Below are 26,724 nucleotides of genomic sequence, written 5' to 3'. Positions count from 1 at the left end.
GTTATTCCTTCGCCACTGACGCATGCGGCGCTACCGCCACATCAGTCGCGGGTGAAAGCTGGTTTTCCAGTCGCTTTATTTTACGTTCAGCACGCGCCAGAGAAACACGAACTCGCAGCCAGAACAGTCCGCAAATTAACCAACCGATAGCAAAACCCGCAGCAAACAATACCGCCAGCAAAGTAGAGATACGATACTCCCCTTGCGCTAACAGATAGTTAAACGTCACCTGTTGATCGTTCTGCGCACCTAACGTGACCGAAATCACGAAAATCGCCAACACCAATAAGAAAATGAGTAAATATTTCACATTACTTCCCGTTATGTGGTTAGAGCGCATAAATTATGGTCAACTTACCGCAATAGCCCTTTAAAGTACCATTTTCACGCCGACTGCGAAATGGCAACTACGTGCATTGTTGGTGATTTAAGGGCGAAAATCAGAAAATCAACCAGCGTTAACTTTCTTCTTCTCGTTGCGCTATCTCACGATTTTCTTCCGGAGGTGGTGTTAATGGCCCACAAATTCGTTGTGCAAGCCAGGTTGCCACCGCCACCAGCGCCCACGAAATCAATGTAGCCACCACCAAATCACGCGGCCAATGCATCCCGAGCAGTAGGCGGCTTCCCATGACTCCCGTGGCCCAAACCAGCAAGAGTGCAATGGTGAACGTTCGCCGACGCGGCCACAGTAACCCAACGGCCAGCAGCGCCCAACTGGCAGCAAACATCGTGTGACCGGAAGGAAAGGCAAAACCCGTCTCTTTCTGCCAGTGAGAGCGTAAATAGCCCGGTATATTATTTTCTGCAGCCAACTGTTCTTTCACTAAACTTCCGCGTTCCGCACGTTTTAAAGTGTAGAACTCCTCAACCGGAATATGATGTGTTTTTTCCAGCCATATCACAAAGGGGCGCGGCTCCTGAACTTTATCTTTTATCCAGGATTTCACGCCTTGTCCAATGAGGATCGCCGCAGCCAGAATGGTAAACAGCATAATTGCGGCTTTGAGGCGAAAACGCAGACACCAGAGAAACCAAGCGAATAAAATCAGATGTGTAATGACGCCCCAGGGCTGAGTAACGGTTTCAGTGATCCAAAAGGCCGCTTTTAACAGCCAACTTTGATCTCCTGGTTGCCAACGCCAGCCAGAAATCCATACAGCTACCGGCATTACAAGTAATAGTGCAGCTCCCACTGCGGTACGTCTGGCAATCGAACGCATGGCCTCTCCTTTTTATAATTCCCACAATCATAACTGAAAATGCCTGCTCCAGTAAAAATTGACAGATTTGTGCCATTCAGTGAACGATTGGCGCGTCGTGATTAGGAGAACCCCTTCGCGTTATGGCAAAATAAGCCAATACAGAACCAGCATTATCTGGAGAATTTCATGCAGCTTAAACGTGTGGCAGAAGCCAAACTGCCAACCCCATGGGGCGATTTCCTGATGGTGGGATTTGAAGAACTGGCAACCGGACACGATCATGTCGCGTTAGTTTATGGCGACATTTCAGGACATACTCCTGTCCTGGCACGCGTCCATTCTGAGTGTCTGACCGGTGATGCCCTGTTCAGCTTGCGCTGCGATTGCGGCTTCCAGCTTGAAGCGGCACTGACGCATATTGCCGAAGAAGGCCGTGGTATTTTGCTGTACCACCGTCAGGAAGGACGTAACATCGGTTTGTTGAATAAAATCCGTGCTTATGCGTTACAGGATCAAGGTTACGATACTGTAGAGGCCAATCATCAGTTAGGTTTCGCCGCTGATGAACGTGATTTCACCCTCTGCGCCGACATGTTCAAGTTACTGGGCGTTAATGAAGTCCGTCTGTTAACCAACAACCCGAAAAAAGTCGAAATTCTGACCGAAGCGGGTATCAACATTGTTGAGCGCGTGCCGTTGATTGTTGGCCGTAACCCAAATAATGAACACTATCTCGATACTAAAGCCGAGAAAATGGGCCATTTGTTCAACAAATAACCCTGTTCGCTACAGACTTAATATATTTGCCGGATGATCCACATCCGGCAACTAAAGTTGAATTACTTCAACATATTACGGATGACATAATGCAAAATACCGTCATTCCGGTAATAGGTTAATTCTGTTGCAGTGTCGATGCGACAACGGCACGGCACAACGTCCTGCACACCATCAGCTCGCGTTAGTGTCACAGGAACCGTAGCGCCAGGTTGCAGATTTTGCAGATCGGCAATATCAATCTTCTCTTCCCCCGTCAGCCCTAACGATTTACGCGTCACACCTTGCGGGAACTCCAGCGGCAAAATACCCATGCCGATTAAATTCGAACGATGAATACGTTCAAACGATTCTGCAATCACCACGCGAATACCGAGCAGACGCGGGCCTTTTGCCGCCCAGTCTCGACTCGAACCTGACCCATATTCTTTCCCGGCAATTACCGCCAGCGGTGTTTTCTCTTGCTGATAGCGCATCGCCGCATCATAAATAGAGATAACATCATTGCCTGGTAGATGGCGCGTCATCCCCCCTTCAACACCAGGCACCATTTCGTTACGAATGCGAATATTGGCGAACGTGCCACGCATCATCACTTCATGGTTACCACGACGCGAACCGTAGGAGTTAAAATCTTTACGCTCAACACCACGACCTTGTAGATATCGACCCGCGGGACTATCAGGCTTAATGCTGCCTGCCGGAGAGATATGGTCAGTGGTAACCGAATCCCCCAGCATTGCCAGAATTCGCGCGCCGTGAATATCTTCCACTGGCGCAGGGGTTGCCTGCATTTCATCAAAGAAAGGCGATAAGCGAATGTAGGTCGAATCATCCTGCCATCCGTAGGTATCTGATCGTACAACCTTAATCTCCTTCCACTCCGCAGTCCCTTCGAAAACTTCCGCGTACTCCTTACGGAACATTTCAGTGGAGACTTGCGCAACAGCGCGAGCAATCTCTTGAGTCGATGGCCAGATATCTTTCAGATATACCGGATCGCCTTTACGATCGTGCCCCAGAGGTTCGGAAGCCAGGTTGATATTCATATTGCCCGCCAGTGCATAGGCAACCACCAGCGGCGGCGAAGCCAACCAGTTGGTTTTAACCAGCGGATGAATACGTCCTTCAAAGTTACGGTTGCCAGACAGTACCGCGCCAACGGTTAAATCGCCCTTTTTGATCGCAGTTTCGATAGGATCGGGCAACGGACCAGAGTTACCAATACAGGTGGTACAACCATAGCCCACAAGGTTAAAGCCCAGTTCATCAAGATACGGCGTCAGTTTGGCTTTTGCCAGATAGTCAGAAACCACTTTCGAGCCAGGCGCGAGAGACGCTTTGACCCACGGTTGTCGTTTCAGCCCCAGGGTGACGGCTTTTTTCGCCAGTAATCCGGCCGCCATCAGCACGCTGGGGTTAGAGGTGTTGGTACACGACGTTATCGCAGCAATAACCACCGCACCATCAGGCAACTGATACTGATGCCCGTTCATAACATAATCGACTGGCTGGCGATCTTTATGCGTGGCGTTGACTTCCAGTTCGTTACTGGCGGCAAAAGCTTTTGGCACATCAGGCAGCGCAACACGATCTTGTGGACGCTTTGGACCGGCAAGACTAGCGACTACGTCGTTCATATTCAATTCAAGCGTACTGGTAAACACCGGTTCATCACCTGCGTTCCGCCACATCCCCTGCGCTTTAGCATATTTCTCAACCAGTTCAACCTGGTCTTCACTACGGCCGCTTAACCGCATGTAATCGAGAGTGACAGCATCGATTGGGAAGAAGCCGCAGGTCGCACCATATTCCGGCGACATATTGGCAATGGTTGCACGATCCGCCAGTGGCAGTGAATCCAGACCATCACCGTAAAATTCGACGAATTTACCTACTACGCCATGTTTACGTAGCATCTGAGTAACGGTCAGCACCAGGTCGGTGGCGGTAATGCCTTCACGCAGTTTACCGGTGAGTTTAAAGCCCACCACATCAGGAATGAGCATGGAAACTGGCTGACCTAACATCGCCGCTTCCGCTTCAATTCCACCAACGCCCCAGCCTAACACACCAAGACCGTTGATCATGGTCGTGTGCGAGTCGGTGCCAACGAGCGTATCCGGATAAGCAATCCACTCCCCCTCCTGCAATTCACTCCACACCGCTTTGCCGAGATATTCAAGGTTCACCTGGTGGCAAATCCCAGTGCCTGGTGGCACAACGCTAAAACGACTGAACGCCTGTTGCCCCCATTTCAGAAACACATAACGCTCGTGGTTGCGCTCCATTTCCAGGCGTACGTTTTCCTCAAATGCCTCATCATCGCCAAAGCGATCGACGGTCACCGAGTGGTCAATCACCAGATCGACCGGTGAGAGCGGATTCACCTTTGCGGTATCGCCACCGAGACGTTTTACGGCTTCCCGCATCGCCGCAAGATCAACAACAGCAGGTACGCCGGTAAAATCCTGCATCAGCACTCTGGCTGGACGGTAGGCAATTTCGCGGTCGGCATGGGCATTTTTCAGCCATCCCGCCAGCGCATGAATATCGTCTTCGGTGACCGAATTGCCATCCTGCCAGCGCAGCAGGTTTTCGAGCAGAACTTTGAGCGACTTAGGCAGACGGGTGATATCGCCCAGTGATTTGGCAGCAAGCGGCAGGCTGTAGTAGTGGTAAGTTTTATCTTTGGCCTGCAACGTGTCCTTACTGGCTTCTCGTAGGGTTGACGACATAGCTCCTCCTTAATAACAGGGTTGCGATGCCCTGATTCTCTTCAGGGTGAATATTAAAGATAACACAAACATCGCGTAACGATTTGATAACAACCCAAATTGATAAAAGAGGAGAAAACGTGTGGCAAAGCAAAAGAAAACCCCGCCGCAGCGGGGTCAGGGATCAGTGAGTAACGATCCAGAGGAGTTCAGCCCAGAAGAGCATCGACAGAGAAAATGCGCCCATCCAGGACCAGTATTTCGTATTTGTAGTGATCATAGGCTACACCCTTAACAGTTATTACTTTATGTTGAGATAACTCAACCTGTTATTGCTGTGGTGTAATAAAAGCCGTTATATTCATTAATATATTGGGGAACAAAAATGATGATAATTATTGTTTCTGCTGATCATCTTCAGCAAACATCTCTATAAAGGCTTGCTGTTGCGGTGTTAGTTTCCAGCTATGGGGTATAACGACGGAACAATCCCGTTTCGTTTCCGTTGCATTGTCATTCTGCTGACATAATGGTGACGGCTCCTGATGTTGCTCCTGAACGACCATAGTTATCCCCACACTTTCCAAATCAGCAGTGCGACAACCACCCAAAAGAGCGCAGAACCAAGAAATACCGCAAGCCAGGCTTTGCGTTTTAATTCAGGGTCCCGGCGGGGGGCCTGATTTCCAGAAGGCATTGCTAACCTCATATAATCGCCATCACTTATCAGAAAGACGCTAAACGATTGGTATAATTAATCAAATGATAGGACAAATCCTAATGAAACTTTAGTCAAAAATCCAGCAAATTTACGAATCGTTTCCAGTGAATAATTCAATCTTTTGACCTGAAATAGATATTTGAAGAGTGGAGTTTGCAACGCGGATAAATAGACACTACTTTATGCTCGATTTGCCATAAAAATTTTGTGGATATTTATATTGTGAGCGACTAACAAATAAAAAGGAATAGAGAATATATTCCGGCACCTTTGTCACATAAAAAGATGCCGGAAATAACGTGGGTAATTATTTTTCTGGCAATTTGATATCTTTGAACATGACTTCAATTTCTTCATTGGAACGCAGTGCTACGGCGGCATCAACGACGTCTCGCGTTAAATGCGGCGCAAAACGCTGAATGAAATCATACATATAGCTGCGTAAAAACGTACTACGGCGAAAACCAATTTTAGTTGTGCTGTGGCTGAAGATATCATGTGCATCGACACGCACCAGATCGGGGTCTGAAACCGGATCGACCGCCATGCTGGCAATGACCCCTACTCCCAGCCCAAGACGAACGTAGGTTTTAATGACGTCAGCATCAGTTGCTGTGAAGACAATACGAGGTGTCAGCCCTGCGCGGTTAAACGCTGTGTCCAGTTCGGAACGGCCGGTAAAGCCGAAGGTATAGGTTACTAGCGGATACTGCGCCAGTTCTTCAATCGTGATTTCCTTTTTTCCCGCCAGAGGATGATCCGGGGTTACCACAATGGCCCGGTTCCAGTGGTAGCACGGCAACATCACTAAATCTTCATATAAATGCAGGGCTTCCGTGGCAATTGCGAAATCAGCATTACCTTTAGAGACTGCATCAGCAATTTGTGTCGGCGAGCCCTGATGCATATGCAAAGAAACTCGAGGATAACGCTCGATAAAGCCTTTAATGACATTTGGCAGCGCATAACGTGCCTGAGTATGGGTAGTGGCAATATACAGCGAACCTTTATCAGGCCAGGTGTGTTCACCGGCTACCGATTTAATGGCGTCGACCTTTGACAACACTTCACGAGCAATACGGATAATTTCCTGCCCTGCGGGGGTTACCTGCGTCAGGTGCTTACCGCTACGGGAAAAAATTTGAATGCCCAGTTCATCTTCCAACATTCTGACTTGCTTACTGATCCCGGGTTGTGATGTGTAAAGTCCTTCAGCCGTTGAGGAGACATTCAGGTTATGATTGACTACCTCAACAATATAGCGAAGTTGTTGTAATTTCATGTTAAACCATCCAATTAGACGCCATCAGAACATCGTTTTTTCGCCACACCTGGCGGGTGACTAATACGATTTAATAATAAAAAAAGTGATAACTATAACCACTATATCATTTATAGCTTTAGTGTATAGGTATGTAGAAAAAATAATATGCAATGAAAAAGGGCCGCTTTTGCGACCCTTTGTTTATAAAAACCTGACAGACTTAAAGGTTATTTTTTCCCTTCAACCCATTTGCCATCAACATAAAATGCTGACCAGCCAGTTGCCTTTCCGTCTTTTTCCGAAGAGACATATTGCTGTTTAGTTTTGCGGCTAAAGCGAACCATTGTCTTATTACCGTCTGGATCTTGCTGCGGAGCCTCCGCCAGATAACGCAGTTTTTCCGGCAGACGGTCGCGGAAGCGATAAAGCTCTTCAACCAGCGGCGCACGCGTTTCACGAGATTTCGGGAAGGTGTTGGCAGCCAGGAACACTCCAGCAGCGCCGTCACGGAGCACGAAATAAGCATCCGATTTTTCGCACGCTAATTCTGGCAGCGGAACCGGATCTTCTTTCGGTGGCGCCACTTCGCCGTTACGTAAAATCTTACGCGTGTTTTTACACTCTTCGTTGGTGCAGGCCATGTATTTACCGAAACGCCCCATTTTCAGGTGCATTTCAGAGCCACATTTTTCACACTCAACGATCGGGCCGTCATAACCTTTAATGCGGAATTCGCCCTCTTCGATCTCGTAACCATCGCAGGTTGGGTTATTACCACAAACATGCAACTTACGTTTTGGATCGATGAGATAGCTGTCCATCGCCGTGCCGCATTTCGGGCAACGACGCTTGGCGCGCAGGGCGTTAGTTTCAGCGTCTTCGCCTTCCAGTACGTTCAGTACTTCGTTTTCCGGCACCAGATTAATGGTGGTTTTGCAACGCTCTTTCGGCGGCAGCGCATAGCCAGAACAGCCAAGGAATACCCCGGTGCTCGCTGTACGAATACCCATTTTGCGGCCACAGGTAGGGCAATCAATGCTGGTCAAAACCATCTGGTTTGGACGCATACCGCCCTCTTCCGGATCTTTTTCCGCTTTATCAAGCTGCTGGGTGAAATCCGAGAAGAAGTGATCCAGTACGGCTTTCCACTCCGCTTCGTGATTTGCCACCTGGTCGAGGCTGTTTTCCATCTGCGCGGTGAAGTCGTAATTCATTAATTCGCGGAAATTTTCTTCCAGACGATCGGTTACGATTTCACCCATTTTTTCCGCATAGAATCGACGGTTTTCCACACGCACATAGCCGCGATCCTGGATGGTCGAAATAATCGACGCATAGGTAGACGGACGACCAATACCACGTTTTTCCAGTTCTTTAACCAGCGAGGCTTCGCTGAAACGGGCTGGCGGCTTGGTAAAGTGCTGTGCCGGAGTCAGTTCAACAAGCGACAGAGAGTCGCCTTTATCGACTGCCGGTAAAATACGATCTTCATCGCCTTTACGCAGCGCAGGCATTACTTTCGTCCAGCCATCAAAGCGCAGAATACGTCCGCGTGCTTTCAGGCGGAAATCGCCTGCACCAACGGTCAGCGTGGTGGAATCATATTTCGCCGGGGTCATCTGACAGGCAACAAACTGACGCCAGATTAACTGGTAAAGTTTCTGTGCGTCCGCTTCCATATCCTTCAGCGATTCCGCCATCACATTGACGTCAGAAGGACGAATTGCTTCGTGCGCTTCTTGTGAGTTTTCTTTGCTGGCGTACTGATTCGGACTTTCCGGCAGATATTTATTACCAAAATTATCGCTGATATAACCGCGAACCATATTTACCGCGTCCTGACTCAGGTTAGTGGAGTCAGTACGCATGTAAGTGATATAGCCTGCTTCATACAGACGCTGCGCCATCATCATGGTTTTTTTCACGCCAAAACCAAGACGGGTGCTGGCAGCCTGTTGCAGCGTAGAGGTAATAAAAGGAGCGCCAGGTTTACTGGTGGTCGGTTTGTCTTCACGTTCCAGCACGCTATAGCGCGCTTTTTCCAGCAGACTTACCGCAGCCTGAGTTTGTTCTTTATTGACCGGACGGAACGGTTTGTCATTCTGATGAGTCACCTGCAAAGCCAATGCCTCGCCGGATGGCGTGGTCGTGCTGGCATCCACTTCCCAGAACTCTTCCGGTACGAACGCTTTAATTTCACGCTCACGTTCAACCACCAGGCGGACCGCCACCGACTGCACACGCCCGGCAGACAGACCACGAGCAATTTTTTTCCACAGCAGCGGAGAAACCATATACCCCACCACGCGGTCCATAAAGCGACGCGCCTGCTGGGCATTAACACGATCGATATTCAGCTCACCTGGCTTGTTAAATGCCTGACGAATCGCGTTTTTCGTAATTTCGTTAAATACCACTCGGCTATAGCGCGCATCATCGCCACCAATCACTTCCCGCAGGTGCCACGCAATGGCTTCCCCTTCGCGGTCAAGGTCGGTTGCAAGATAGATGTGGTCGGCTTTTTCAGCCAGTTGTTTCAGTTCAGAGACGACCTTCTCTTTACCTGGCAACACTTCATAGTGCGCCTCCCAATTGTGCCACGGGTCAACCCCCATACGGTTGACGAGAGCGCCACGTTCATCCTTTTTAGGCTTTTTAGCCGTCTTGGTGGAGGTAGAGTCGGCACTCTTTTTGGCAGCTGAGCCACTGGTCGGCAAATCGCGGATGTGACCGACGCTGGATTTCACCACGTAGTCACTACCCAGATACTTGTTGATCGTTTTGGCTTTTGCCGGGGACTCAACGATGACAAGAGCTTTACCCATATTCACCTTACCTAATTTGATTCTTCCAGGAATGCGTCGCACATTGATAAACCTTCCACTGGCAACGAGTTACCGATATGGACTCGCTCTCTGCGGATATCAACCCCTTGTCGTGACTCTGTTCACGATAATTCAGGTGACTGAGTTAACAGGTCTGGCCTACAGGCGCTATAGCACGACGTAATTTTGGTCGAATGTCAAGCAAATCTATTGCCAGATTGACGAAAGCGTCACACTGTACCTGATAAAATCCGTTACGCAACTTTATTAGCATGCAAAATCCAAAGTTGCCAGTAAGGCGCTCTTGCCGTCAGCGTGGTATATTTGTCTGCAAGCCATGCCTGGCGTAGACTAATGTCCTTGTTTAAGGAGTAAATAATGAACAAAGAGACACAACCCATCGACCGCGAAACGCTGTTGAAAGAGGCTAACAAAATCATACGTGAGCATGAGGATACGCTCGCAGGGATTGAAGCCACCGGCGTCACGCAGCGTAATGGCGTGCTGGTGTTTAGTGGCGATTATTTTTTAGATGAACAAGGATTGCCGACAGCGAAAAGCACCGCGGTGTTTAATATGTTCAAACACCTGGCCCATGTGCTCTCGGAAAAATACCATCTGGTCGATTAAAGCAAAACGCGAGGTTTTATCCTCGCGTTTATCTTTTACATCAACGGCTTTTGCCCGCGTTGCCACCAGCGTAGCAACAATCGGTCGGCGCTCTCTGCCGCGCTGCCAGTGAATCGATCGATCAACCGTTTACGCTGCATATAGCGTACATTGACCACTTCACGACCTTCCATCAGGCTAAGGATCACTTCATCACTGGTATTGATTTCGTCAACCAGCCCTTTCTCTACCGCCTGTTGTCCGTACCAATGTTCACCGGTTGCCACCATTTCAATGTCCAGAGACGGACGCATACGCTTCACAAAATCTTTAAATAACTGATGCGTTTCGTTCAGTTCTTCGCGGAATTTCTCGCGCCCTTCTTCGGTGTTTTCACCCAGCACTGTCAGTGTGCGCTTATACTGCCCGGCAGTGTGCAGTTCGATATCAATATCTTTGCTTTTCAGGAAGCGGTTAAAGTTGGGCATTTGCGCCACAACACCAATAGAGCCAACAATTGCAAACGGCGCTGAAACAATTTTATCCGCCACACAGGCCATCATGTAACCGCCGCTGGCAGCCACTTTGTCTACCGTAACGGTTAAAGGAATATTTTTATCGCGTAGGCGCTGCAACTGTGAAGCCGCCAGACCGTAACCATGTACCATGCCTCCGGGGCTTTCCAGACGCAGAACGACCTGATCCTGCGGTTTAAATGCCGCGAGTACCGCAGTAACCTCTTCACGTAGCGCGTTCACTTCATGGGCGTCCATGCTGCCCTTGAAATCCAGCACCCAGACTCGTGGCTTGCTTTCGGCTGCCACCTCGCCCAGTTTGGCTTTTGCTTTCGCTGCCTTCGCTTCTTGCTTGTGCTTTTTCTTCTGCGCTTTGTGCCACTGTTTTTGCTGATGTGGATCCATCAGCGCCGCAGCCAGTTCTTCTTTCATCTCCTTATACTGTTCGCTGAGATTGTTGACTCGTAACTCGCCACGCTGGCGTTTATTACGTTGAGCAACATTGACAATAATGGCGGCAATAGCCGCAATCGCCACCACAACGGTGACGATTTTCGCCAAAAACAAACCATATTCAGACAACAATTCCACGAGTCCCACCTTGGTTAAACAACGCTTTGGCTCACAGTTTACAACAGGCATGTTAAGCCGTCTCGCAGAGATGTTATTGCGGCGAAAGTATGACAAAGTATTCATTTTACGGCGTTATCGCCCCAGGCTGATTGAAATGCCCTCCTGTTTCAGGCATAAAACCCCAAAGTCATAAAGTACACTGGCAGCGCGACTGTTGATGTCGTCGGGGAGTAGCCATGCATTACCAACCAAAACAAGATTTACTCAATGATCGTATTATCCTGGTGACAGGCGCCAGCGACGGCATTGGTCGTGAAGCCGCTTTAACTTATGCGCGCTATGGCGCGACGGTCATTCTGCTGGGCCGGAACGAAGAAAAATTACGTCAGGTGGCCCAGAGCATGTTCGAAGAGACAGGACGCCAGCCGCAATGGTTTCTTCTCGATTTGCTGACCTGTACGTCCGAAGACTGCCAACAACTGGCACAGCGTATTGCTGTTAATTACCCGCGTCTGGACGGCGTGCTGCATAACGCCGGATTGCTCGGCGATGTTTGCCCAATGCACGAACAAAATCCGCAGGTCTGGCAGGACGTCATGCAGGTCAACGTTAATGCCACCTTTATGCTCACCCAGGCACTGCTTCCTTTATTACTCAAATCGGACGCCGGTTCGCTGGTCTTTACCTCATCAAGCGTTGGGCGTCAGGGGCGTGCCAACTGGGGCGCATATGCGGTGTCGAAATTTGCCACCGAAGGAATGATGCAAGTGCTGGCCGATGAATATCAGCAGCGCCTGCGCGTCAACTGCATTAACCCCGGCGGTACACGTACTGCAATGCGTGCCAGTGCTTTCCCCACCGAAGATCCACAGAAACTCAAAACACCCGCCGATATCATGCCACTCTATTTATGGCTGATGGGCGATGACAGCCGCCGTAAAACCGGCATGACCTTTGACGCCCAACCGGGCCGCAAACCAGGAATATCCCAATGAGTGATGAACGCTACCAACAGCGTCAGCAGCGTGTTAAAGAGAAAGTTGATGCTCGCGTGGCGCAAGCGCAGGATGAGCGTGGCATTGTCATCGTCTTTACCGGCAATGGAAAAGGCAAAACCACCGCGGCATTTGGTACCGCAACTCGCGCGGTTGGCCATGGCAAAAAAGTGGGGGTCGTGCAGTTTATTAAAGGTACCTGGCCTAACGGCGAGCGCAATTTGCTGGAGCCACATGGCGTTGAGTTTCAGGTGATGGCAACGGGCTTTACCTGGGATACGCAAAATCGCGAGTCTGATACCGCCGCCTGCCGTGAAGTCTGGCAACATGCAAAGCGGATGCTGGCAGATCCCTCAGTGGATATGGTTTTGCTCGATGAGCTGACTTATATGGTGGCGTATGACTATTTGCCACTGGAAGAAGTGGTGCAGGCGTTAAATGAACGTCCAGATCAGCAGACGGTGATTATCACGGGGCGTGGTTGTCATCGGGATATTCTTGAACTGGCGGATACGGTAAGTGAGTTACGCCCCGTGAAACATGCGTTTGATGCTGGCGTAAAAGCGCAGATAGGGATCGATTACTAAGTGAAAGCACCTCAAAAGAAACCTCTTGAGGTGCTTTAATCATAATTATATTCAAGCGGCAATAGCAAAATTCAGAATGCGTGTAATCTCATTAAAATGTCTCTGATATGTTTCATGATTCTCAGCGTCAACATCTTCAATAAATAATATCAATTCAGTAATTAACGCATTAGCATCGTCATAATTTATCTCGGCTAACTCTGGCGAAGTTTCAGTACCATAGTTAATCGTCAGGTTGTTCATAACTGTGAGGATATGGATAAAATATTTATGACAAACATTGCATGTGGTTTTATTGCCCAAGGTATTATACAGCATATCAAGTAATGCCAGTATCCTACGATTTTGCACATCGTTCATAAAAAGCCTCCTATAACATTATTCCGCTGGCAATAAGTAATTTTGCCAGCCCCTCAGACGCCTTTAACCCACTAATGACCTGTGCGCGTAATATCTCATTTAACCTTTTTTGTTCAGCTGCCGTGCGTGTTTTATTAACGTATAAGCTTTTCAGATAATCACCCTTATCTATAAAGGCATTTAAAGCCTCAATCGCAGGCATGGCAGGTGCCGATGCCTGTAGCCTGGTTTCATTCACATTGATTACTGAACTTAGAAACTCTTTCCTGTTTTTCAGCGTGTTAAACTCTGTATTTTTAGAGTTTTTAGATGCCGTATTATAATAAAACATATTATCATGCACATTCGCAAAGGTATAATTTTTAATCTTGTTGCTTTTTGTATAAATATCATTACGCAAAACTGTCATATTCTTTATAAGTCTTACCCAGTTTTCATCTACCGTTTTACCTATTTTTCCAGAATTGACTTTTATTATATATAAGTCATTGAAATAATTTACTAAATCTTTAACCGCCGCTGCAGACTGAGCTAAATCTTTGCTATGTGAAACACCAAGTAGTGTTTGTGCGTTGTTTGCGTGATCCAGAGCCTGTTTAAGTAATGCCACTTGCTGACTTTCCGTTGTTGCCATATCCTCAGTCAGAAGTTCTACATAAGCGCTCATGCTATTAATGACTTCCATTGAAGCCAGTAATTTTTCTTTCTCGAAAGGGACTAATTGTACTTGTTTTGTATTTGGCCCTGGACGCTGGCATAATTTCCCTCCATTACCATCACCGCCTATATCTATGGCATAATCAGGTCGCAGGGCACAATCCGGATTAGTTGCATAGAAATTAACAAGGAAGTTTTCACGAGAAGCATAATATTGTTTAAAGAAACTTGCATTCGCTGCCACCGCTTTGTTACCCACAGTAATAACAGTTTCAGCTTGTTCGTTTTTCAATGCTTCAGTTGCACAACCTGAAAGCATTAACAGCGATAGAAATATTCCACTATATCTAATCATAACCCACCTCTTAACGTTGAGTTTATCTCAGATAATTAAATAGTAATGTGGCTATTTCCGGGCATTATTCATAAGCAAGTATGAAATTAAATTAAAATACTGCGACTATTTATCATGCTTCAAATGAAGAAAAGGCCCCGCAGGGCCTTTATTTTATACTTATCTTAATTAACCGTTATTATTACGTCCGCCAGAACGACGACCGCCGCTCACCTGGCTATGACGTTTCACCGCACGTCGAATTTGATTTGCCTTCATGCGACGACGATCTTTTTCTACAGCGACTTTAGAGCTGGTTTCTGGCGGTAGCTCCACCAGTTCGCGCAGATAGTTAGTCTGGGCGAGATCCAGCTCCGTCCAGCCGCCGCGTGGCAGACCTTTCGGCAGTGGAATATCACCGTAACGCACACGGATCAGGCGACTTACCTGCACGCCAACCGCTTCCCACAGACGACGAACTTCACGGTTACGGCCTTCGGTCAGAGTCACGTTGTACCACTGGTTGATCCCTTCACCGCCGCTGAACTTGATGGTTTTAAAGGCTGCCGGACCATCTTCCAGCTGCACACCACGGCTTAAATCACGCAGTTTCGCGTCGTCAACCTGACCAAATACACGCACGGCATATTCACGTTCAACTTCACGGCTTGGATGCATTAAACGGTTTGCCAGTTCACCATCGGTGGTGAACAGCAACAGACCACAGGTGTTAACGTCCAGACGACCTACGGCAATCCAGCGTGCGCCACGCAGTTTTGGCAGGCGATCAAACACCGTTGGACGCCCTTCCGGATCGTTACGGGTACACAACTCACCTTCTGGTTTGTAATAGGCCAGAACGCGACAAATTTGTTCAGCGGACTCACGTACCGAAATCAGATGACCATCGATACGGATTTTCAGCCCAGGGGTAACTTCAACGCGATCGCCGAGTTTAGCAATTTTGCCATCAACACTCACACGACCGGCTTCAATAATAGATTCGATTTCACGGCGAGAACCGTGGCCGGCACGCGCCAGCACTTTCTGTAACTTTTCGCTCATTGAGCTTCCTTTTGGTGTCGCCTTCCCAGGCGTCTGGTATGCTTTTGTGCAACAATGAGTCAGAACTTACATCTGACTCACTGATAGTAAAGTCTGTTTGAACTCTTCAGGCCGTAGCTGGCCTGCCTTTGAGGCGGAACATCATACACGATCTTTATGGTTAAAGCTTGTTTCGATTAACATCGGCTTTATTACCAACCACCACCAGCGCCAGAACCACCACCGGAATAGCTCCGCCCCAACAAACTGGTATAGGCCCCGCAACTCAGGTGCGTCTGTAATGAGAATAAAACGCCGTTACGGGCAATCTCTGGAGCGCGAATCGCCGAAGAAAGCGAAGGAACGATGCGTAACGCCCATTCCCTCCCCAAATTTGCCGATATAGCCCAACCTAACAACGCGTAATCCAGCTTCCGTGTTTCCCCTTTCCGCCGCCGCCCACTGTGCGTTGCTGCCTCTTTACGTGCAAGATAGTTAACGATAGCTTCACCGTGGGCATAACGTTGCTGCCCAGTTTGGGTAAACTTTGGCAGAAAAATATACCCCATGCCAGTGAGATAACCGGTCAGGACAACAGCGCTAAAATAACCCGCCGGCATGTACCAGTAAAAGAATACATCTCCAACATTGATATAGAGAGAATAGAAGGCCACGCCTGAACAAATCAGTGGTAAAAACAAAGTGATGATTACACGATTAACGCAAGGCTTGTCATCATCGCGGGCAAACAAAAGCTCAAGGGAACAAAATAAAAAAGGAAGAAGCCAGCAGATCATAATAAACATATCGCCCACCAGACTCATTCCTGCCCAACCTACGGGACTCAGGTTACCGTAGAGAATGACCGCCAATATCGCCATTCCGCCCCCTTGCAAAAACGCATCAGGTCGGTAAAACGAAGACTTTTTACGCGGCAGATAAAATTTCTGCATCCGTAAAAATGCTCTGCGTAAGACTCTGTTGCGCCTCCCCGTAAGAACGACCTTATCGCCTTTACGAAGTAGCGCTTCCAGTAATAACTGTTCGGTGGGCAGTAATACCGCATTATTTCTGGTCGCGCCTTCATTAACACGAATCAGGGTTTGCTGATTTTTGTCATACTGATCTTCCAGATGAATTTTTCCTTTCACAATCAGATTTACGATATCGGCACAAAAACCTTTATCGTCGTAAACCAGTTTCGCATCGAGACGTAACATGCCGGGCGTATAATCTGGCGGAATGACATCGGTTTCACTCACATCTACCGGCGTAAATTGCGGCCTGCGCTTCCAGAGATATAACCATCCACACGCCAGGAGCAAACACGGTAACCAAATGATAAGAGACGATGTTGAGGGCCAAAAAAGATGGCTAAAGATATTCGTCGTGTGTTGTGCCGGGGCATTATCCAGCAAGGCATGAGGCCAGCGGTAGAGAACCGTGAAGTCTTCACGATAAAACGGATCGCGGGATTCAATTCTTCCGTCCTCAAGGATGCGGCCATTTCGATATGTGTCGCCCTCATCTCCGGTAAAGAGATCGCTTTCACTAAATGGATTACCCGCAATATTAGAGAACTTGAGTGAAAATCGGGTCTTATAAATTTCAAACGGCCAGTTGTTACCGGTCACGTTCCAGATTAGCAGGTCAGAGTCACCATCGCGTAGAAAAGCATTTTTAACCTGATAATGAATTTGATAATGATAGTCGCCTTGAGGCAAGAAACGTTGTTTATCGCCCACGACAATACTCATTAACCCGATATGCCAGTCAAGATGCCAGAGTTCAGGAACGCCATCACGGGTGACGCTAATAATGCGATAGTTCAGCAGCGCCGCGTCACCATTAGGCTGCATCCATAGTCGGGGTAAATCACGATAAAACCCGTGCTTAATCTGCTGATTTCGCTCCTGAAAATGAATGTTCTCGTTGATGTCGAGCACCCCATCCGGTTGCAGAGTGGCTTCAACATCAAAGAGCGAGATCCCTTCTTCATATGAAGGGATCTCCGTGTTTTTCGCATAACTCAACGAAGAGAAAAAAAGCCCAACTATCAACAGCAAAATGCAGCGATATATCCCTGCCATAATCTTCCATCCGTGGAACGCAATTTTTTATAAGAAAGGCTTCACATCACCCACGCCTTCACGCACCACGACCGGCGTATCATCGGTAAGATCAATGACCGTTGTCGGTTTCTGCCCGAGATAGCCGCCGTGGATAATCAAATCCACCTGTTTTTCCAGACGGTCTTTAATTTCTTCCGGATCGGATTCGGTAAATTCGCTGCCCGGTAGCATCAGCGATGTGGAAAGCATCGGTTCGCCCAATACCTCAAGCAACGCCTGCGCAATCGGGTTAGAAGGCACACGCATCCCAATGGTTTTGCGTTTTTCCTGCAACAGACGGCGTGGCACTTCCTTCGTCCCCTTCAGGATGAAGGTATAGTTGCCCGGCGTGTTGTTTTTCATTAAACGAAACGCAACGTTATCCACGAATGAATAGGTCGAAAGTTCAGAAAGATCGCGACACATCAGGGTAAAGTTGTGACCGTCCGGCAGCTGGCGAATACGACAAATACGCTCCATCGCGTTTTTATCTTCAATTTTACAGCCGAGTGCGTAGCCGGAATCGGTTGGATAAACAATCACCCCGCCTTTACGCACGATCTCCACCGCCTGGTTGATCAGACGTTGCTGCGGGTTATCAGGATGAATATAAAAAAACTGGCTCATAATTCCCTCTCTGTGGTGTTCTGCGGCTGTTCCCATAGCTGCCAGACGCCTTCAACGCCTGCGGGCAGCCAGAGTTTACGACCCAGTTCGATCCACGGGCATGGCTGATGAAAATCAGATCCTTGTGATGCCCATAAATGATGCTGGCGGGCAAGTGTCGCCAGCTGGGTACGTTCATTGGGCGATTGCTGGCACTGCGCGACTTCCATCGCGTCGCCGTGGTGTTCGGCAAAATGCGCAACCAATCTTTTCAGCCATTTAGCACTAAGATTGTACCGCCCAGGATGAGCAAGCACCGCCTTACCGCCAGAATGATGAATGACATCAATAGCTTGTTCTATTGTACACCACTGTGGCGGAACGTATCCGGTTTTCCCGCGCGCCAGATACTTTTTAAAGACATCCGCCATTGAACTGGCTTTGCCGCACTCCACCAGGAAACGAGCAAAATGACCGCGCGTCACCGCACCGCCCTGCGCCAGTCGTTGCGCGCCTTCCAGCGCCCCTGGTATTTGCGCTTTTTCAAGTCTTTCAGCAATTAGCTGCGCCCGCTGATTGCGCCGTTCTGTCTGCTGCGCGAGGAACTCACACATTAGCGGATGAGTAATATCAATATTCAGCCCGACAATATGAATTTCATGATTTTCCCAGACCGTGGAAATTTCCACGCCGGGAATAAGATTCAGCGCCAGTCCCGAACGTGAAATTTCCTCTCTTGCTGGCGCGATTGCAGCTGTGGTGTCATGGTCGGTGATCGCCAGAGTGCCGACGCGCATCTCGACCGCACGGTGCACCAACGCCTCTGGCGTCAGGCAGCCATCGGAAGCTGTGGTATGGCTGTGCAGGTCGTAAATCACTGCGTAATTCGTGTCGCTCAAGGCGCACTCCCGTTTTGGATAATGTTTTTGGCGCCGACATCATAACGGTTCTGGCAAATATTCTGAAATGAGCTGTTGACAATTAACCGCCGAACCAGTTAACTAGTACGCAAGTTCACGTAAAAAGGGTATCGACAATGAAAGCGATTTTCGTACTGAAAGGTTGGTGGCGCACTTCCTGAAACGGGCAGTGTATTCACCATGCGTAAAGCAATCAGATACCCAGCCCGCCTTATAAGCGGGCTTTTTTTTGAACAAAATTAGAGAATAACAATGCAAACACAAAAACCGACTCTCGAATTGTTAACCTGCGAAGGCGCTTATCGCGATAATCCCACCGCGCTTTTTCACCAGTTGTGTGGGGATCGTCCAGCAACGCTGCTGCTGGAATCCGCAGATATCGACAGCAAAGATGATTTAAAAAGCCTGCTGCTGGTAGACAGTGCGCTGCGCATTACAGCTTTAGGTGACACTGTCACAATTCAGGCGCTTTCTGGCAATGGCGAAGCCCTGCTGACACTACTGGATAACGCCCTGCCTGCGGGTGTGGAAAATGAACAATCACCAAACTGCCGTGTGCTGCGCTTCCCCCCTGTCAGTCCACTGCTGGATGAAGACGCCCGCTTATGCTCCCTTTCGGTTTTTGACGCTTTCCGCTTATTACAGAATCTGTTGAATGTACCGAAGGAAGAACGAGAAGCAATGTTCTTCGGCGGGCTGTTCTCTTATGACCTTGTGGCGGGATTTGAAGATTTACCGCAACTGGTAGCGGAAAATAACTGCCCTGATTTCTGTTTTTATCTCGCTGAAACGCTGATGGTGATTGACCATCAGAAAAAAAGCACCCGCATTCAGGCAAGCCTGTTTGCTCCCAATGAAGAAGAAAAACAGCGTCTCACTACGCGCCTGCACGAGTTGCGCCAGCGACTGACCGAAGACGCGCCGCCGCTGCCGGTGGTTTCCGTGCCGCATATGCGTTGTGAATGTAACCAGAGCGATGAAGAGTTCGGTGGCGTAGTGCGTTTGTTGCAAAAAGCGATTCGCGCCGGAGAAATTTTCCAGGTGGTGCCATCTCGCCGTTTCTCTCTGCCCTGCCCGTCACCGCTGGCGGCCTATTACGTGCTGAAAAAGAGTAATCCCAGCCCGTACATGTTTTTTATGCAGGATAATGATTTCACCCTGTTTGGCGCGTCACCGGAAAGTTCGCTCAAGTATGACGCCACCAGCCGCCAGATTGAGATCTACCCAATTGCCGGAACACGTCCACGCGGTCGTCGTGCCGATGGTTCACTGGACAGAGACCTCGACAGCCGCATCGAACTGGAAATGCGGACCGATCATAAAGAGCTGTCTGAACATCTGATGCTGGTGGATCTCGCCCGTAATGATCTGGCACGCATTTGCACCCCCGGCAGCCGCTACGTCGCCGATCTCACCAAAGTTGACCGTTACTCTTACGTGATGCACCTGGTCTCCCGCGTGGTCGGTGAGCTGCGCCACGATCTCGACGCCCTGCACGCTTATCGCGCCTGTATGAATATGGGGACGTTAAGCGGTGCGCCGAAAGTACGCGCTATGCAGTTAATTGCCGAAGCGGAAGGTCGTCGACGCGGCAGCTACGGCGGCGCAGTAGGTTATTTCACCGCGCATGGCGATCTCGACACCTGCATTGTGATCCGCTCGGCGCTAGTAGAGAACGGAGTCGCCACCGTGCAGGCCGGTGCTGGCGTGGTACTTGATTCTGTTCCGCAGTCGGAAGCCGACGAAACCCGTAATAAAGCCCGCGCTGTACTGCGCGCTATTGCCACCGCGCATCATGCACAGGAGACATTCTGATGGCTGACATTCTGCTGCTCGATAATATCGACTCTTTTACTTACAACCTGGCAGATCAGTTGCGCAGCAATGGTCATAACGTGGTGATTTACCGCAACCATATTCCGGCGCAGACCTTAATTGAACGCCTGGCGACGATGAGCAATCCGGTACTGATGCTTTCTCCTGGCCCCGGTGTGCCGAGCGAAGCCGGTTGTATGCCGGAACTCCTCACCCGCCTGCGCGGTAAGCTGCCAATCATTGGCATTTGCCTCGGACATCAGGCGATTGTCGAAGCTTACGGGGGCTATGTCGGTCAGGCGGGCGAAATTCTTCACGGTAAAGCGTCGAGCATTGAACATGACGGTCAGGCGATGTTTGCCGGATTAACAAACCCGCTGCCGGTGGCGCGTTATCACTCGCTGGTTGGCAGTAACATTCCGGCAGGTTTAACCATCAACGCCCATTTTAATGGCATGGTGATGGCGGTGCGTCACGATGCGGATCGCGTTTGTGGGTTCCAGTTCCATCCGGAATCCATTCTTACCACTCAGGGCGCTCGCCTGCTGGAACAAACGCTGGCCTGGGCGCAGCAGAAACTAGAGCCAACCAACACGCTGCAACCGATTCTGGAAAAACTGTATCAGGCACAGACGCTTAGCCAACAAGAAAGCCACCAGCTTTTTTCAGCGGTGGTACGTGGCGAGCTGAAGCCAGAACAGCTCGCGGCGGCGCTGGTGAGCATGAAAATTCGCGGCGAGCACCCAAACGAAATCGCCGGAGCAGCAACGGCGCTACTGGAAAACGCCGCGCCGTTCCCGCGCCCTGATTATCTGTTTGCCGATATCGTCGGCACCGGCGGTGACGGCAGCAACAGTATCAATATTTCTACCGCCAGTGCGTTTGTCGCCGCGGCCTGTGGGCTGAAAGTGGCGAAACACGGTAACCGCAGCGTCTCCAGTAAATCTGGCTCGTCGGATCTGCTGGCGGCGTTCGGTATTAATCTTGATATGAATGCCGATAAATCGCGCCAGGCGCTGGATGAATTAGGCGTCTGTTTCCTCTTTGCGCCGAAATATCACACCGGATTCCGCCACGCGATGCCGGTTCGCCAGCAACTGAAAACTCGCACCCTGTTCAACGTGCTGGGGCCACTGATTAACCCGGCGCATCCTCCGCTGGCGTTAATTGGTGTCTACAGCCCGGAACTGGTGCTGCCAATTGCCGAAACCTTGCGCGTGCTGGGGTATCAACGTGCAGCGGTGGTGCACAGCGGTGGAATGGATGAAGTTTCCTTACACGCTCCGACCATTGTTGCCGAGCTGCACGATGGTGAAATTAAAAGCTATCAACTGACCGCTGAAGATTTTGGCCTGACGCCCTACCACCAGGAGCAACTGGCTGGCGGAACACCGGAAGAAAACCGTGACATTTTAACACGCTTGTTACAAGGTAAAGGCGACGCCGCCCATGAAGCAGCCGTCGCGGCGAATGTCGCCATGTTAATGCGCCTGCATGGCCATGAAGATCTGCAAGCCAATGCGCAAACCGTTCTTGAGGTACTGCGCAGTGGTTCCGCTTACGACAGAGTCACCGCACTGGCGGCACGAGGGTAAATGATGCAAACCGTTTTAGCGAAAATCGTCGCAGACAAGGCGATTTGGGTAGAAGCCCGCAAACAGCAGCAATCGCTGGCCAGTTTTCAGAATGAGGTTCAGCCGAGCACGCGACATTTTTATGATGCGCTGCAGGGTGCACGCACGGCGTTTATTCTGGAATGCAAGAAAGCGTCGCCGTCAAAAGGCGTGATCCGTGATGATTTCGATCCGGCACGCATTGCCTCGATTTATAAGCATTACGCTTCGGCAATTTCGGTGCTGACCGATGAGAAATATTTTCAGGGGAGCTTTGATTTCCTCCCCATCGTCAGCCAAATCGCCCCGCAGCCGATTTTATGTAAAGACTTTATTATCGATCCTTACCAGATCTATCTGGCGCGCTATTACCAGGCCGATGCCTGCTTATTAATGCTTTCAGTACTGGATGACGAACAATATCGCCAGCTTGCAGCCGTCGCCCACAGTCTGGAGATGGGTGTGCTGACCGAAGTCAGTAATGAAGAGGAACTGGAGCGCGCCATTGCATTGGGGGCAAAAGTCGTTGGCATCAACAACCGCGATCTGCGTGATTTGTCGATTGATCTCAACCGTACCCGCGAGCTTGCGCCGAAACTGGGGCACAACGTGACGGTAATCAGCGAATCCGGCATCAATACTTACGCTCAGGTGCGCGAGTTAAGCCACTTCGCTAACGGTTTTCTGATTGGTTCGGCGTTGATGGCCCATGACGATTTGAACGCCGCCGTGCGCCGGGTGTTGCTGGGTGAGAATAAAGTATGTGGCCTGACGCGTGGGCAAGATGCTAAAGCAGCTTATGACGCGGGCGCGATTTACGGTGGGTTGATTTTTGTTGCGACATCACCGCGTTGCGTCAGCGTTGAACAGGCGCAGGAAGTGATGGCTGCGGCACCGTTGCAGTATGTTGGTGTGTTCCGCAATCACGATATTGCCGATGTGGTGGACAAAACTAACGCGTTATCGCTGGCAGCAGTGCAACTGCATGGTAATGAAGATCAGCAATATATCGACGCACTGCGTGACGTGCTGCCCGCTAACGTTGCCATCTGGAAAGCATTGAGCGTCGGTGAAACTCTTCCCGCGCGCGATTTTCAGCACGTCGATAAATATGTTTTCGACAACGGCCAGGGTGGAAGCGGGCAACGTTTCGACTGGTCACTGTTAAATGGTCAATCGCTTGGCAACGTCCTGCTGGCGGGTGGCTTAGGCGCAGATAACTGCGTGGAAGCGGCACAAACCGGCTGCGCCGGGCTTGATTTTAATTCTGCTGTAGAGTCGCAACCGGGCATTAAAGACGCACGCCTTTTGGCCTCGGTTTTCCAGACGCTGCGCGCATATTAAGGAAAGGAACAATGACAACATTACTTAACCCGTATTTTGGTGAGTTTGGCGGCATGTACGTGCCACAAATCCTGATGCCTGCTCTGCGCCAGCTGGAAGAAGCTTTTGTCAGCGCGCAAAAAGATCCTGAATTTCAGGCCCAGTTCAACGACCTGCTGAAAAACTATGCCGGGCGCCCAACCGTGCTGACCAAATGCCAGAACATTACAGCCGGGACGAACACCACGCTGTATCTGAAGCGCGAAGATTTATTGCACGGCGGCGCACATAAAACCAACCAGGTTCTGGGCCAGGCTTTGCTGGCGAAGCGGATGGGTAAAACCGAAATCATCGCCGAAACCGGAGCCGGTCAGCATGGTGTGGCGTCGGCCCTTGCCAGCGCCCTGCTCGGCCTGAAATGCCGTATTTATATGGGTGCCAAAGACGTTGAACGCCAGTCGCCTAACGTTTTTCGTATGCGCTTAATGGGTGCGGAAGTGATCCCGGTGCATAGCGGTTCCGCGACGCTGAAAGATGCCTGTAACGAGGCGCTGCGCGACTGGTCCGGTAGTTACGAAACCGCGCACTATATGCTGGGTACCGCAGCTGGCCCGCATCCTTATCCGACCATTGTGCGTGAGTTTCAGCGGATGATTGGCGAAGAAACGAAAGCACAGATTCTGGAAAGAGAAGGTCGCCTGCCGGATGCTGTTATCGCCTGTGTTGGCGGCGGTTCGAATGCCATCGGCATGTTTGCTGATTTCATCAACGAAACCAATGTCGGCCTGATTGGCGTGGAGCCAGGCGGTCACGGCATCGAAACCGGCGAACATGGCGCACCGTTGAAACATGGTCGCGTAGGCATCTATTTCGGCATGAAAGCACCGATGATGCAGACCGAAGACGGGCAAATTGAAGAATCTTACTCCATCTCTGCCGGACTGGATTTCCCGTCCGTTGGCCCACAACATGCGTATCTCAACAGCATCGGTCGCGCTGATTACGTGTCGATTACCGATGATGAAGCGCTGGAAGCCTTTAAAACGCTGTGCCTGCACGAAGGGATTATCCCGGCGCTGGAGTCCTCCCACGCCCTGGCCCATGCGCTGAAAATGATGCGCGAAAACCCAGAAAAAGAGCAGCTACTGGTGGTTAACCTTTCCGGTCGCGGCGATAAAGACATCTTCACCGTTCACGATATTTTGAAAGCACGAGGTGAAATCTGATGGAACGCTACGAATCTCTGTTTGCCCAGTTGAAGGAGCGCAAAGAAGGCGCATTTGTTCCTTTCGTTACCCTCGGTGATCCGGGCATTGAGCAGTCGCTGAAAATTATCGATACGTTGATCGAAGCAGGTGCTGATGCTTTGGAGCTAGGCATCCCCTTCTCCGACCCGCTGGCAGATGGCCCGACCATTCAAAACGCTACACTGCGTGCTTTTGCGGCAGGTGTGACCCCGGCACAATGTTTTGAGATGCTGGCACTGATTCGTCAAAAACATCCGACCATTCCTGTTGGCCTGCTGATGTACGCCAACCTGGTGTTTAACAAAGGCATTGATGAGTTTTACGCTCAATGTGAAAAAGTCGGCGTCGATTCGGTGCTGGTTGCCGACGTGCCAGTGGAAGAGTCTGCGCCCTTCCGCCAGGCCGCGTTGCGCCATAATGTCGCCCCTATCTTTATTTGCCCGCCGAATGCTGATGATGATTTGCTGCGCCAGATTGCCTCTTACGGTCGTGGTTACACCTATTTACTGTCGCGTGCGGGCGTGACCGGAGCGGAAAACCGCGCGGCATTACCGCTCAATCATCTGGTCACGAAGCTGAAAGAATACAATGCCGCGCCTCCATTGCAGGGCTTTGGTATTTCCGCCCCGGATCAGGTAAAAGCAGCGATTGATGCAGGAGCTGCGGGCGCGATTTCTGGTTCTGCAATTGTAAAAATCATCGAGCAACATATTAATGAGCCAGAAAAAATGCTGGAAGCACTGAAAGCTTTTGTACAACCGATGAAAGCAGCTACACGAAGTTAATTTGAGACAAACCGCCAGAAAATATCTGGCGGTTTATTGATGGTAAAAAATTAGAAGCGGTAACCCGCAGAGAACATAAATACCCATGGGTCGAGGCGTACGTTGTCAGAATAGCGTCCTGCAGGCAGCACTGCGCCATTGGATTTATATTTCACCTCAGTGTCGATATCCATGTACCAGACCGACATATTAAGCAACCAGTCACGGTTGATGAGATAATCCAGACCTACTTGTCCCGCCACGCCCCATGAATCCTTCAGACTAAGGTCGGATAAACCAAGACCTTCACCGGTGTCATTGAAGTCATTATTAAAAAAGGTAGTGTAGTTAATACCCGCACCAATGTAAGGACGGAATTTACTGCCGGAATCGCCAAAATACCATTGTGCCATCAGTGTTGGCGGTAAATGGTGGACTGTCGCAATATCCCCGGTAGTGGCTGTGCCAACCTTATGACGAAACGGAGATGCCGCCAGCAATTCCACACCAATGTTATCAGTCGCCATATAGGTGAAGGTCAGGCCCAGTTGGGTGTTATTGGTCACGCTAAAGCCACCCAGGCTTCCCAGAGTTCCATCCGCGCCTTCCGTTGGACGTACCGTTGCCGAACCTGCACGAATAAAGAACTCGCCTGCTTCGTGAGCATAGACGCTACCAGAGAGAAGTGTACTGACTGCCAATGCCGCCACTGTTAATTTTTTCATGTTCGCTCCGTCGTTATGGTTATAAAAACGTGACGAATATACCTACATTGGAGTAACAAATGATCCTACATAGATCACATTGCATTCGCTAAATGACCATTTATTGATCTGGATTAATTTAGAAGTTGTATCGCAAATCCTGGTTAACATGATTCAAATCAATTTGAATGCTTTCCATCTCCGAAAGTATTCTTTTGCTACCTTATTGGCCTTTTAAGCAGGCGGTAAGTTGCGGTATTTATGCAAACAGCCCTTCTGCTTGTCAGGAATTTGTCGTGTCTGGAGAAAGCAATGGATCCTGTGATCGCACCCACGCACGCTGTGGATTACCTGCGCTTTACAAAGATATGCTTTTCCATACAAGTCGTGATGCTGCCACTGAAGGGATAACCAGGGTACAATTGCCCGCTAATTAAC

At 49.8% G+C, this 26,724-nt stretch carries 26 protein-coding genes, 1 pseudogene and 1 other annotated feature; of the genes and pseudogenes, 11 read left to right on the top strand and 16 right to left on the bottom strand.

Annotation, left to right across the window (positions count from 1 at the left end; all coding sequences use genetic code 11):
- Nucleotide 1: 1 nt before the first annotated feature.
- Both lapA and pgpB read right to left on the bottom strand, forming a co-directional pair.
- Nucleotides 2-310 carry a lipopolysaccharide assembly protein LapA gene (gene lapA, locus FEK46_RS17725; protein ID WP_130208843.1) on the bottom strand — a complete coding sequence of 103 codons (309 nt, stop codon included), beginning with the start codon at nt 308-310 and terminating at the stop codon, nt 2-4.
- Nucleotides 311-458: 148 nt separating this feature from the next.
- Nucleotides 459-1,223: a phosphatidylglycerophosphatase B gene (pgpB, locus tag FEK46_RS17720; protein ID WP_130259732.1), complete on the bottom strand. Its 765-nt coding sequence runs from the start codon at nt 1,221-1,223 to the stop codon at nt 459-461.
- A gap of 168 nt (nt 1,224-1,391) precedes the next feature.
- Here pgpB and ribA point away from each other — a divergent pair, with 168 nt between their 5' ends.
- Nucleotides 1,392-1,982, top strand: coding sequence for a GTP cyclohydrolase II (ribA, locus tag FEK46_RS17715; RefSeq protein WP_130208847.1), 591 nt, complete (start codon nt 1,392-1,394; stop codon nt 1,980-1,982).
- Nucleotides 1,983-2,044: 62 nt separating this feature from the next.
- On the opposite strand, the gene acnA is transcribed toward ribA, so the two are convergent.
- From acnA to topA, 6 genes are all read right to left on the bottom strand, one after another.
- Nucleotides 2,045-4,720, bottom strand: coding sequence for an aconitate hydratase AcnA (gene acnA, locus FEK46_RS17710; RefSeq protein WP_130208849.1), 2,676 nt, complete (start codon nt 4,718-4,720; stop codon nt 2,045-2,047).
- A gap of 163 nt (nt 4,721-4,883) precedes the next feature.
- Entirely contained in the window at nt 4,884-4,979 is a 96-nt protein-coding gene (ymiC, locus tag FEK46_RS17705; RefSeq protein WP_130208851.1) for a small membrane protein YmiC, read from the bottom strand.
- Nucleotides 4,980-5,094: 115 nt separating this feature from the next.
- Nucleotides 5,095-5,265, bottom strand: a complete 171-nt coding sequence (locus FEK46_RS17700; protein ID WP_130208853.1) for a hypothetical protein — start codon at nt 5,263-5,265, stop codon at nt 5,095-5,097.
- A 2-nt stretch (nt 5,266-5,267) separates the two neighbouring features.
- Nucleotides 5,268-5,408: a YmiA family putative membrane protein gene (locus tag FEK46_RS17695; protein ID WP_214251104.1), complete on the bottom strand. Its 141-nt coding sequence runs from the start codon at nt 5,406-5,408 to the stop codon at nt 5,268-5,270.
- A 319-nt stretch (nt 5,409-5,727) separates the two neighbouring features.
- Nucleotides 5,728-6,702 carry an HTH-type transcriptional regulator CysB gene (cysB, locus tag FEK46_RS17690; protein WP_064527218.1) on the bottom strand — a complete coding sequence of 325 codons (975 nt, stop codon included), beginning with the start codon at nt 6,700-6,702 and terminating at the stop codon, nt 5,728-5,730.
- Nucleotides 6,703-6,911: 209 nt separating this feature from the next.
- Entirely contained in the window at nt 6,912-9,509 is a 2,598-nt protein-coding gene (gene topA / locus FEK46_RS17685) for a type I DNA topoisomerase (RefSeq protein ID WP_130208855.1), read from the bottom strand.
- A gap of 378 nt (nt 9,510-9,887) precedes the next feature.
- Here topA and FEK46_RS17680 point away from each other — a divergent pair, with 378 nt between their 5' ends.
- Nucleotides 9,888-10,139, top strand: coding sequence for a YciN family protein (locus tag FEK46_RS17680; RefSeq protein WP_130208857.1), 252 nt, complete (start codon nt 9,888-9,890; stop codon nt 10,137-10,139).
- A gap of 35 nt (nt 10,140-10,174) precedes the next feature.
- On the opposite strand, the gene sohB is transcribed toward FEK46_RS17680, so the two are convergent.
- Complete coding sequence (gene sohB, locus FEK46_RS17675) at nt 10,175-11,224, bottom strand: protease SohB (RefSeq protein WP_130259729.1); 1,050 nt, start codon at nt 11,222-11,224, stop codon at nt 10,175-10,177.
- A 218-nt stretch (nt 11,225-11,442) separates the two neighbouring features.
- Between sohB and FEK46_RS17670 the strand changes: the two genes are divergently transcribed.
- On the top strand, nt 11,443-12,201 hold the full coding sequence (locus tag FEK46_RS17670) for a YciK family oxidoreductase (protein WP_135559624.1): 759 nt from the start codon (nt 11,443-11,445) through the stop codon (nt 12,199-12,201).
- Entirely contained in the window at nt 12,198-12,788 is a 591-nt protein-coding gene (gene cobO, locus FEK46_RS17665) for a cob(I)yrinic acid a,c-diamide adenosyltransferase (protein WP_130259727.1), read from the top strand. Before FEK46_RS17670 ends, cobO begins: the two co-directional genes overlap by 4 nt.
- A 51-nt stretch (nt 12,789-12,839) precedes the next feature.
- On the opposite strand, the gene FEK46_RS17660 is transcribed toward cobO, so the two are convergent.
- From FEK46_RS17660 to rnm, 6 genes are all read right to left on the bottom strand, one after another.
- Nucleotides 12,840-13,148 carry a hypothetical protein gene (locus FEK46_RS17660; RefSeq protein WP_130208865.1) on the bottom strand — a complete coding sequence of 103 codons (309 nt, stop codon included), beginning with the start codon at nt 13,146-13,148 and terminating at the stop codon, nt 12,840-12,842.
- A 10-nt stretch (nt 13,149-13,158) separates the two neighbouring features.
- Complete coding sequence (locus tag FEK46_RS17655) at nt 13,159-14,160, bottom strand: hypothetical protein (protein WP_135559625.1); 1,002 nt, start codon at nt 14,158-14,160, stop codon at nt 13,159-13,161.
- A gap of 168 nt (nt 14,161-14,328) precedes the next feature.
- Complete coding sequence (rluB, locus tag FEK46_RS17650; protein WP_001291217.1) at nt 14,329-15,204, bottom strand: 23S rRNA pseudouridine(2605) synthase RluB; 876 nt, start codon at nt 15,202-15,204, stop codon at nt 14,329-14,331.
- Between the two features lie 191 nt (nt 15,205-15,395).
- Nucleotides 15,396-17,273 carry a DUF2207 domain-containing protein gene (locus FEK46_RS17645; protein WP_135559626.1) on the bottom strand — a complete coding sequence of 626 codons (1,878 nt, stop codon included), beginning with the start codon at nt 17,271-17,273 and terminating at the stop codon, nt 15,396-15,398.
- Nucleotides 17,274-17,300: 27 nt separating this feature from the next.
- Nucleotides 17,301-17,921, bottom strand: a complete 621-nt coding sequence (locus FEK46_RS17640; protein ID WP_001516499.1) for an L-threonylcarbamoyladenylate synthase — start codon at nt 17,919-17,921, stop codon at nt 17,301-17,303.
- Nucleotides 17,918-18,799, bottom strand: coding sequence for an RNase AM (gene rnm, locus FEK46_RS17635; RefSeq protein ID WP_001285663.1), 882 nt, complete (start codon nt 18,797-18,799; stop codon nt 17,918-17,920). The genes FEK46_RS17640 and rnm overlap by 4 nt, the downstream gene beginning before the upstream one ends.
- Nucleotides 18,800-18,936: 137 nt before the next feature.
- On the opposite strand from rnm, the gene trpL reads away from it, so the two are divergent.
- From trpL to trpA, 6 genes are all read left to right on the top strand, one after another.
- A complete protein-coding gene (trpL, locus tag FEK46_RS17630; protein WP_001700591.1) occupies nt 18,937-18,981 on the top strand; it encodes a trp operon leader peptide in 45 nt (14 codons plus the stop codon).
- Nucleotides 18,958-19,051: a sequence feature (Trp leader region), on the top strand. Its footprint overlaps the gene before it by 24 nt.
- A 21-nt stretch (nt 19,052-19,072) precedes the next feature.
- Entirely contained in the window at nt 19,073-20,635 is a 1,563-nt protein-coding gene (trpE, locus tag FEK46_RS17625) for an anthranilate synthase component I (RefSeq protein ID WP_135406474.1), read from the top strand.
- Entirely contained in the window at nt 20,635-22,230 is a 1,596-nt protein-coding gene (trpD, locus tag FEK46_RS17620) for a bifunctional anthranilate synthase glutamate amidotransferase component TrpG/anthranilate phosphoribosyltransferase TrpD (protein ID WP_000763524.1), read from the top strand. The genes trpE and trpD overlap by 1 nt, the downstream gene beginning before the upstream one ends.
- Nucleotides 22,231-23,592, top strand: a complete 1,362-nt coding sequence (gene trpCF / locus FEK46_RS17615) for a bifunctional indole-3-glycerol-phosphate synthase TrpC/phosphoribosylanthranilate isomerase TrpF (RefSeq protein ID WP_171021373.1) — start codon at nt 22,231-22,233, stop codon at nt 23,590-23,592. It abuts the gene before it with no gap.
- 11 nt (nt 23,593-23,603) lie between these two features.
- The gene (trpB, locus tag FEK46_RS17610) at nt 23,604-24,797 is read left to right on the top strand and encodes a tryptophan synthase subunit beta (protein WP_135559627.1); all 1,194 of its coding nucleotides are present in this window, start codon (nt 23,604-23,606) and stop codon (nt 24,795-24,797) included.
- The gene (trpA, locus tag FEK46_RS17605) at nt 24,797-25,603 is read left to right on the top strand and encodes a tryptophan synthase subunit alpha (RefSeq protein WP_135559628.1); all 807 of its coding nucleotides are present in this window, start codon (nt 24,797-24,799) and stop codon (nt 25,601-25,603) included. The genes trpB and trpA overlap by 1 nt, the downstream gene beginning before the upstream one ends.
- A gap of 50 nt (nt 25,604-25,653) precedes the next feature.
- Here trpA and ompW read toward each other — a convergent pair whose 3' ends face one another.
- Nucleotides 25,654-26,307 carry an outer membrane protein OmpW gene (gene ompW, locus FEK46_RS17600; protein WP_064527188.1) on the bottom strand — a complete coding sequence of 218 codons (654 nt, stop codon included), beginning with the start codon at nt 26,305-26,307 and terminating at the stop codon, nt 25,654-25,656.
- A 201-nt stretch (nt 26,308-26,508) separates the two neighbouring features.
- Between ompW and FEK46_RS23775 the strand changes: the two are divergent.
- Nucleotides 26,509-26,723 (top strand): annotated as a pseudogene (locus tag FEK46_RS23775) (YkgJ family cysteine cluster protein); the annotation flags it as partial.
- Nucleotide 26,724 lies beyond the last annotated feature (1 nt).

Source organism: Escherichia sp. E4736 (assembly GCF_005781225.1).
In the GTDB taxonomy this organism is placed as follows: Bacteria; Pseudomonadota; Gammaproteobacteria; order Enterobacterales; family Enterobacteriaceae; genus Escherichia.
The sequence above is the reverse complement of the archived record's forward strand: the minus strand, read 5'-3'. Positions and strand labels throughout refer to the sequence as shown.

What these genes read in the sequence shown, in the direction of transcription:
- pgpB (WP_130259732.1), bottom strand. Translation starts at nt 1,223, where the DNA reads ATGCGTTCGATTGCCAGACGTACCGCAGTGGGAGCTGCACTATTACTT.
- ribA (WP_130208847.1), top strand. Translation starts at nt 1,392, where the DNA reads ATGCAGCTTAAACGTGTGGCAGAAGCCAAACTGCCAACCCCATGGGGC.
- acnA (WP_130208849.1), bottom strand. Translation starts at nt 4,720, where the DNA reads ATGTCGTCAACCCTACGAGAAGCCAGTAAGGACACGTTGCAGGCCAAA.
- ymiC (WP_130208851.1), bottom strand. Translation starts at nt 4,979, where the DNA reads ATGATCACTACAAATACGAAATACTGGTCCTGGATGGGCGCATTTTCT.
- FEK46_RS17700 (WP_130208853.1), bottom strand. Translation starts at nt 5,265, where the DNA reads ATGGTCGTTCAGGAGCAACATCAGGAGCCGTCACCATTATGTCAGCAG.
- FEK46_RS17695 (WP_214251104.1), bottom strand. Translation starts at nt 5,408, where the DNA reads ATGAGGTTAGCAATGCCTTCTGGAAATCAGGCCCCCCGCCGGGACCCT.
- cysB (WP_064527218.1), bottom strand. Translation starts at nt 6,702, where the DNA reads ATGAAATTACAACAACTTCGCTATATTGTTGAGGTAGTCAATCATAAC.
- topA (WP_130208855.1), bottom strand. Translation starts at nt 9,509, where the DNA reads ATGGGTAAAGCTCTTGTCATCGTTGAGTCCCCGGCAAAAGCCAAAACG.
- FEK46_RS17680 (WP_130208857.1), top strand. Translation starts at nt 9,888, where the DNA reads ATGAACAAAGAGACACAACCCATCGACCGCGAAACGCTGTTGAAAGAG.
- FEK46_RS17670 (WP_135559624.1), top strand. Translation starts at nt 11,443, where the DNA reads ATGCATTACCAACCAAAACAAGATTTACTCAATGATCGTATTATCCTG.
- cobO (WP_130259727.1), top strand. Translation starts at nt 12,198, where the DNA reads ATGAGTGATGAACGCTACCAACAGCGTCAGCAGCGTGTTAAAGAGAAA.
- FEK46_RS17660 (WP_130208865.1), bottom strand. Translation starts at nt 13,148, where the DNA reads ATGAACGATGTGCAAAATCGTAGGATACTGGCATTACTTGATATGCTG.
- FEK46_RS17655 (WP_135559625.1), bottom strand. Translation starts at nt 14,160, where the DNA reads ATGATTAGATATAGTGGAATATTTCTATCGCTGTTAATGCTTTCAGGT.
- rluB (WP_001291217.1), bottom strand. Translation starts at nt 15,204, where the DNA reads ATGAGCGAAAAGTTACAGAAAGTGCTGGCGCGTGCCGGCCACGGTTCT.
- FEK46_RS17645 (WP_135559626.1), bottom strand. Translation starts at nt 17,273, where the DNA reads ATGGCAGGGATATATCGCTGCATTTTGCTGTTGATAGTTGGGCTTTTT.
- FEK46_RS17640 (WP_001516499.1), bottom strand. Translation starts at nt 17,921, where the DNA reads ATGAGCCAGTTTTTTTATATTCATCCTGATAACCCGCAGCAACGTCTG.
- trpE (WP_135406474.1), top strand. Translation starts at nt 19,073, where the DNA reads ATGCAAACACAAAAACCGACTCTCGAATTGTTAACCTGCGAAGGCGCT.
- trpD (WP_000763524.1), top strand. Translation starts at nt 20,635, where the DNA reads ATGGCTGACATTCTGCTGCTCGATAATATCGACTCTTTTACTTACAAC.
- trpCF (WP_171021373.1), top strand. Translation starts at nt 22,231, where the DNA reads ATGATGCAAACCGTTTTAGCGAAAATCGTCGCAGACAAGGCGATTTGG.
- trpB (WP_135559627.1), top strand. Translation starts at nt 23,604, where the DNA reads ATGACAACATTACTTAACCCGTATTTTGGTGAGTTTGGCGGCATGTAC.
- trpA (WP_135559628.1), top strand. Translation starts at nt 24,797, where the DNA reads ATGGAACGCTACGAATCTCTGTTTGCCCAGTTGAAGGAGCGCAAAGAA.
- ompW (WP_064527188.1), bottom strand. Translation starts at nt 26,307, where the DNA reads ATGAAAAAATTAACAGTGGCGGCATTGGCAGTCAGTACACTTCTCTCT.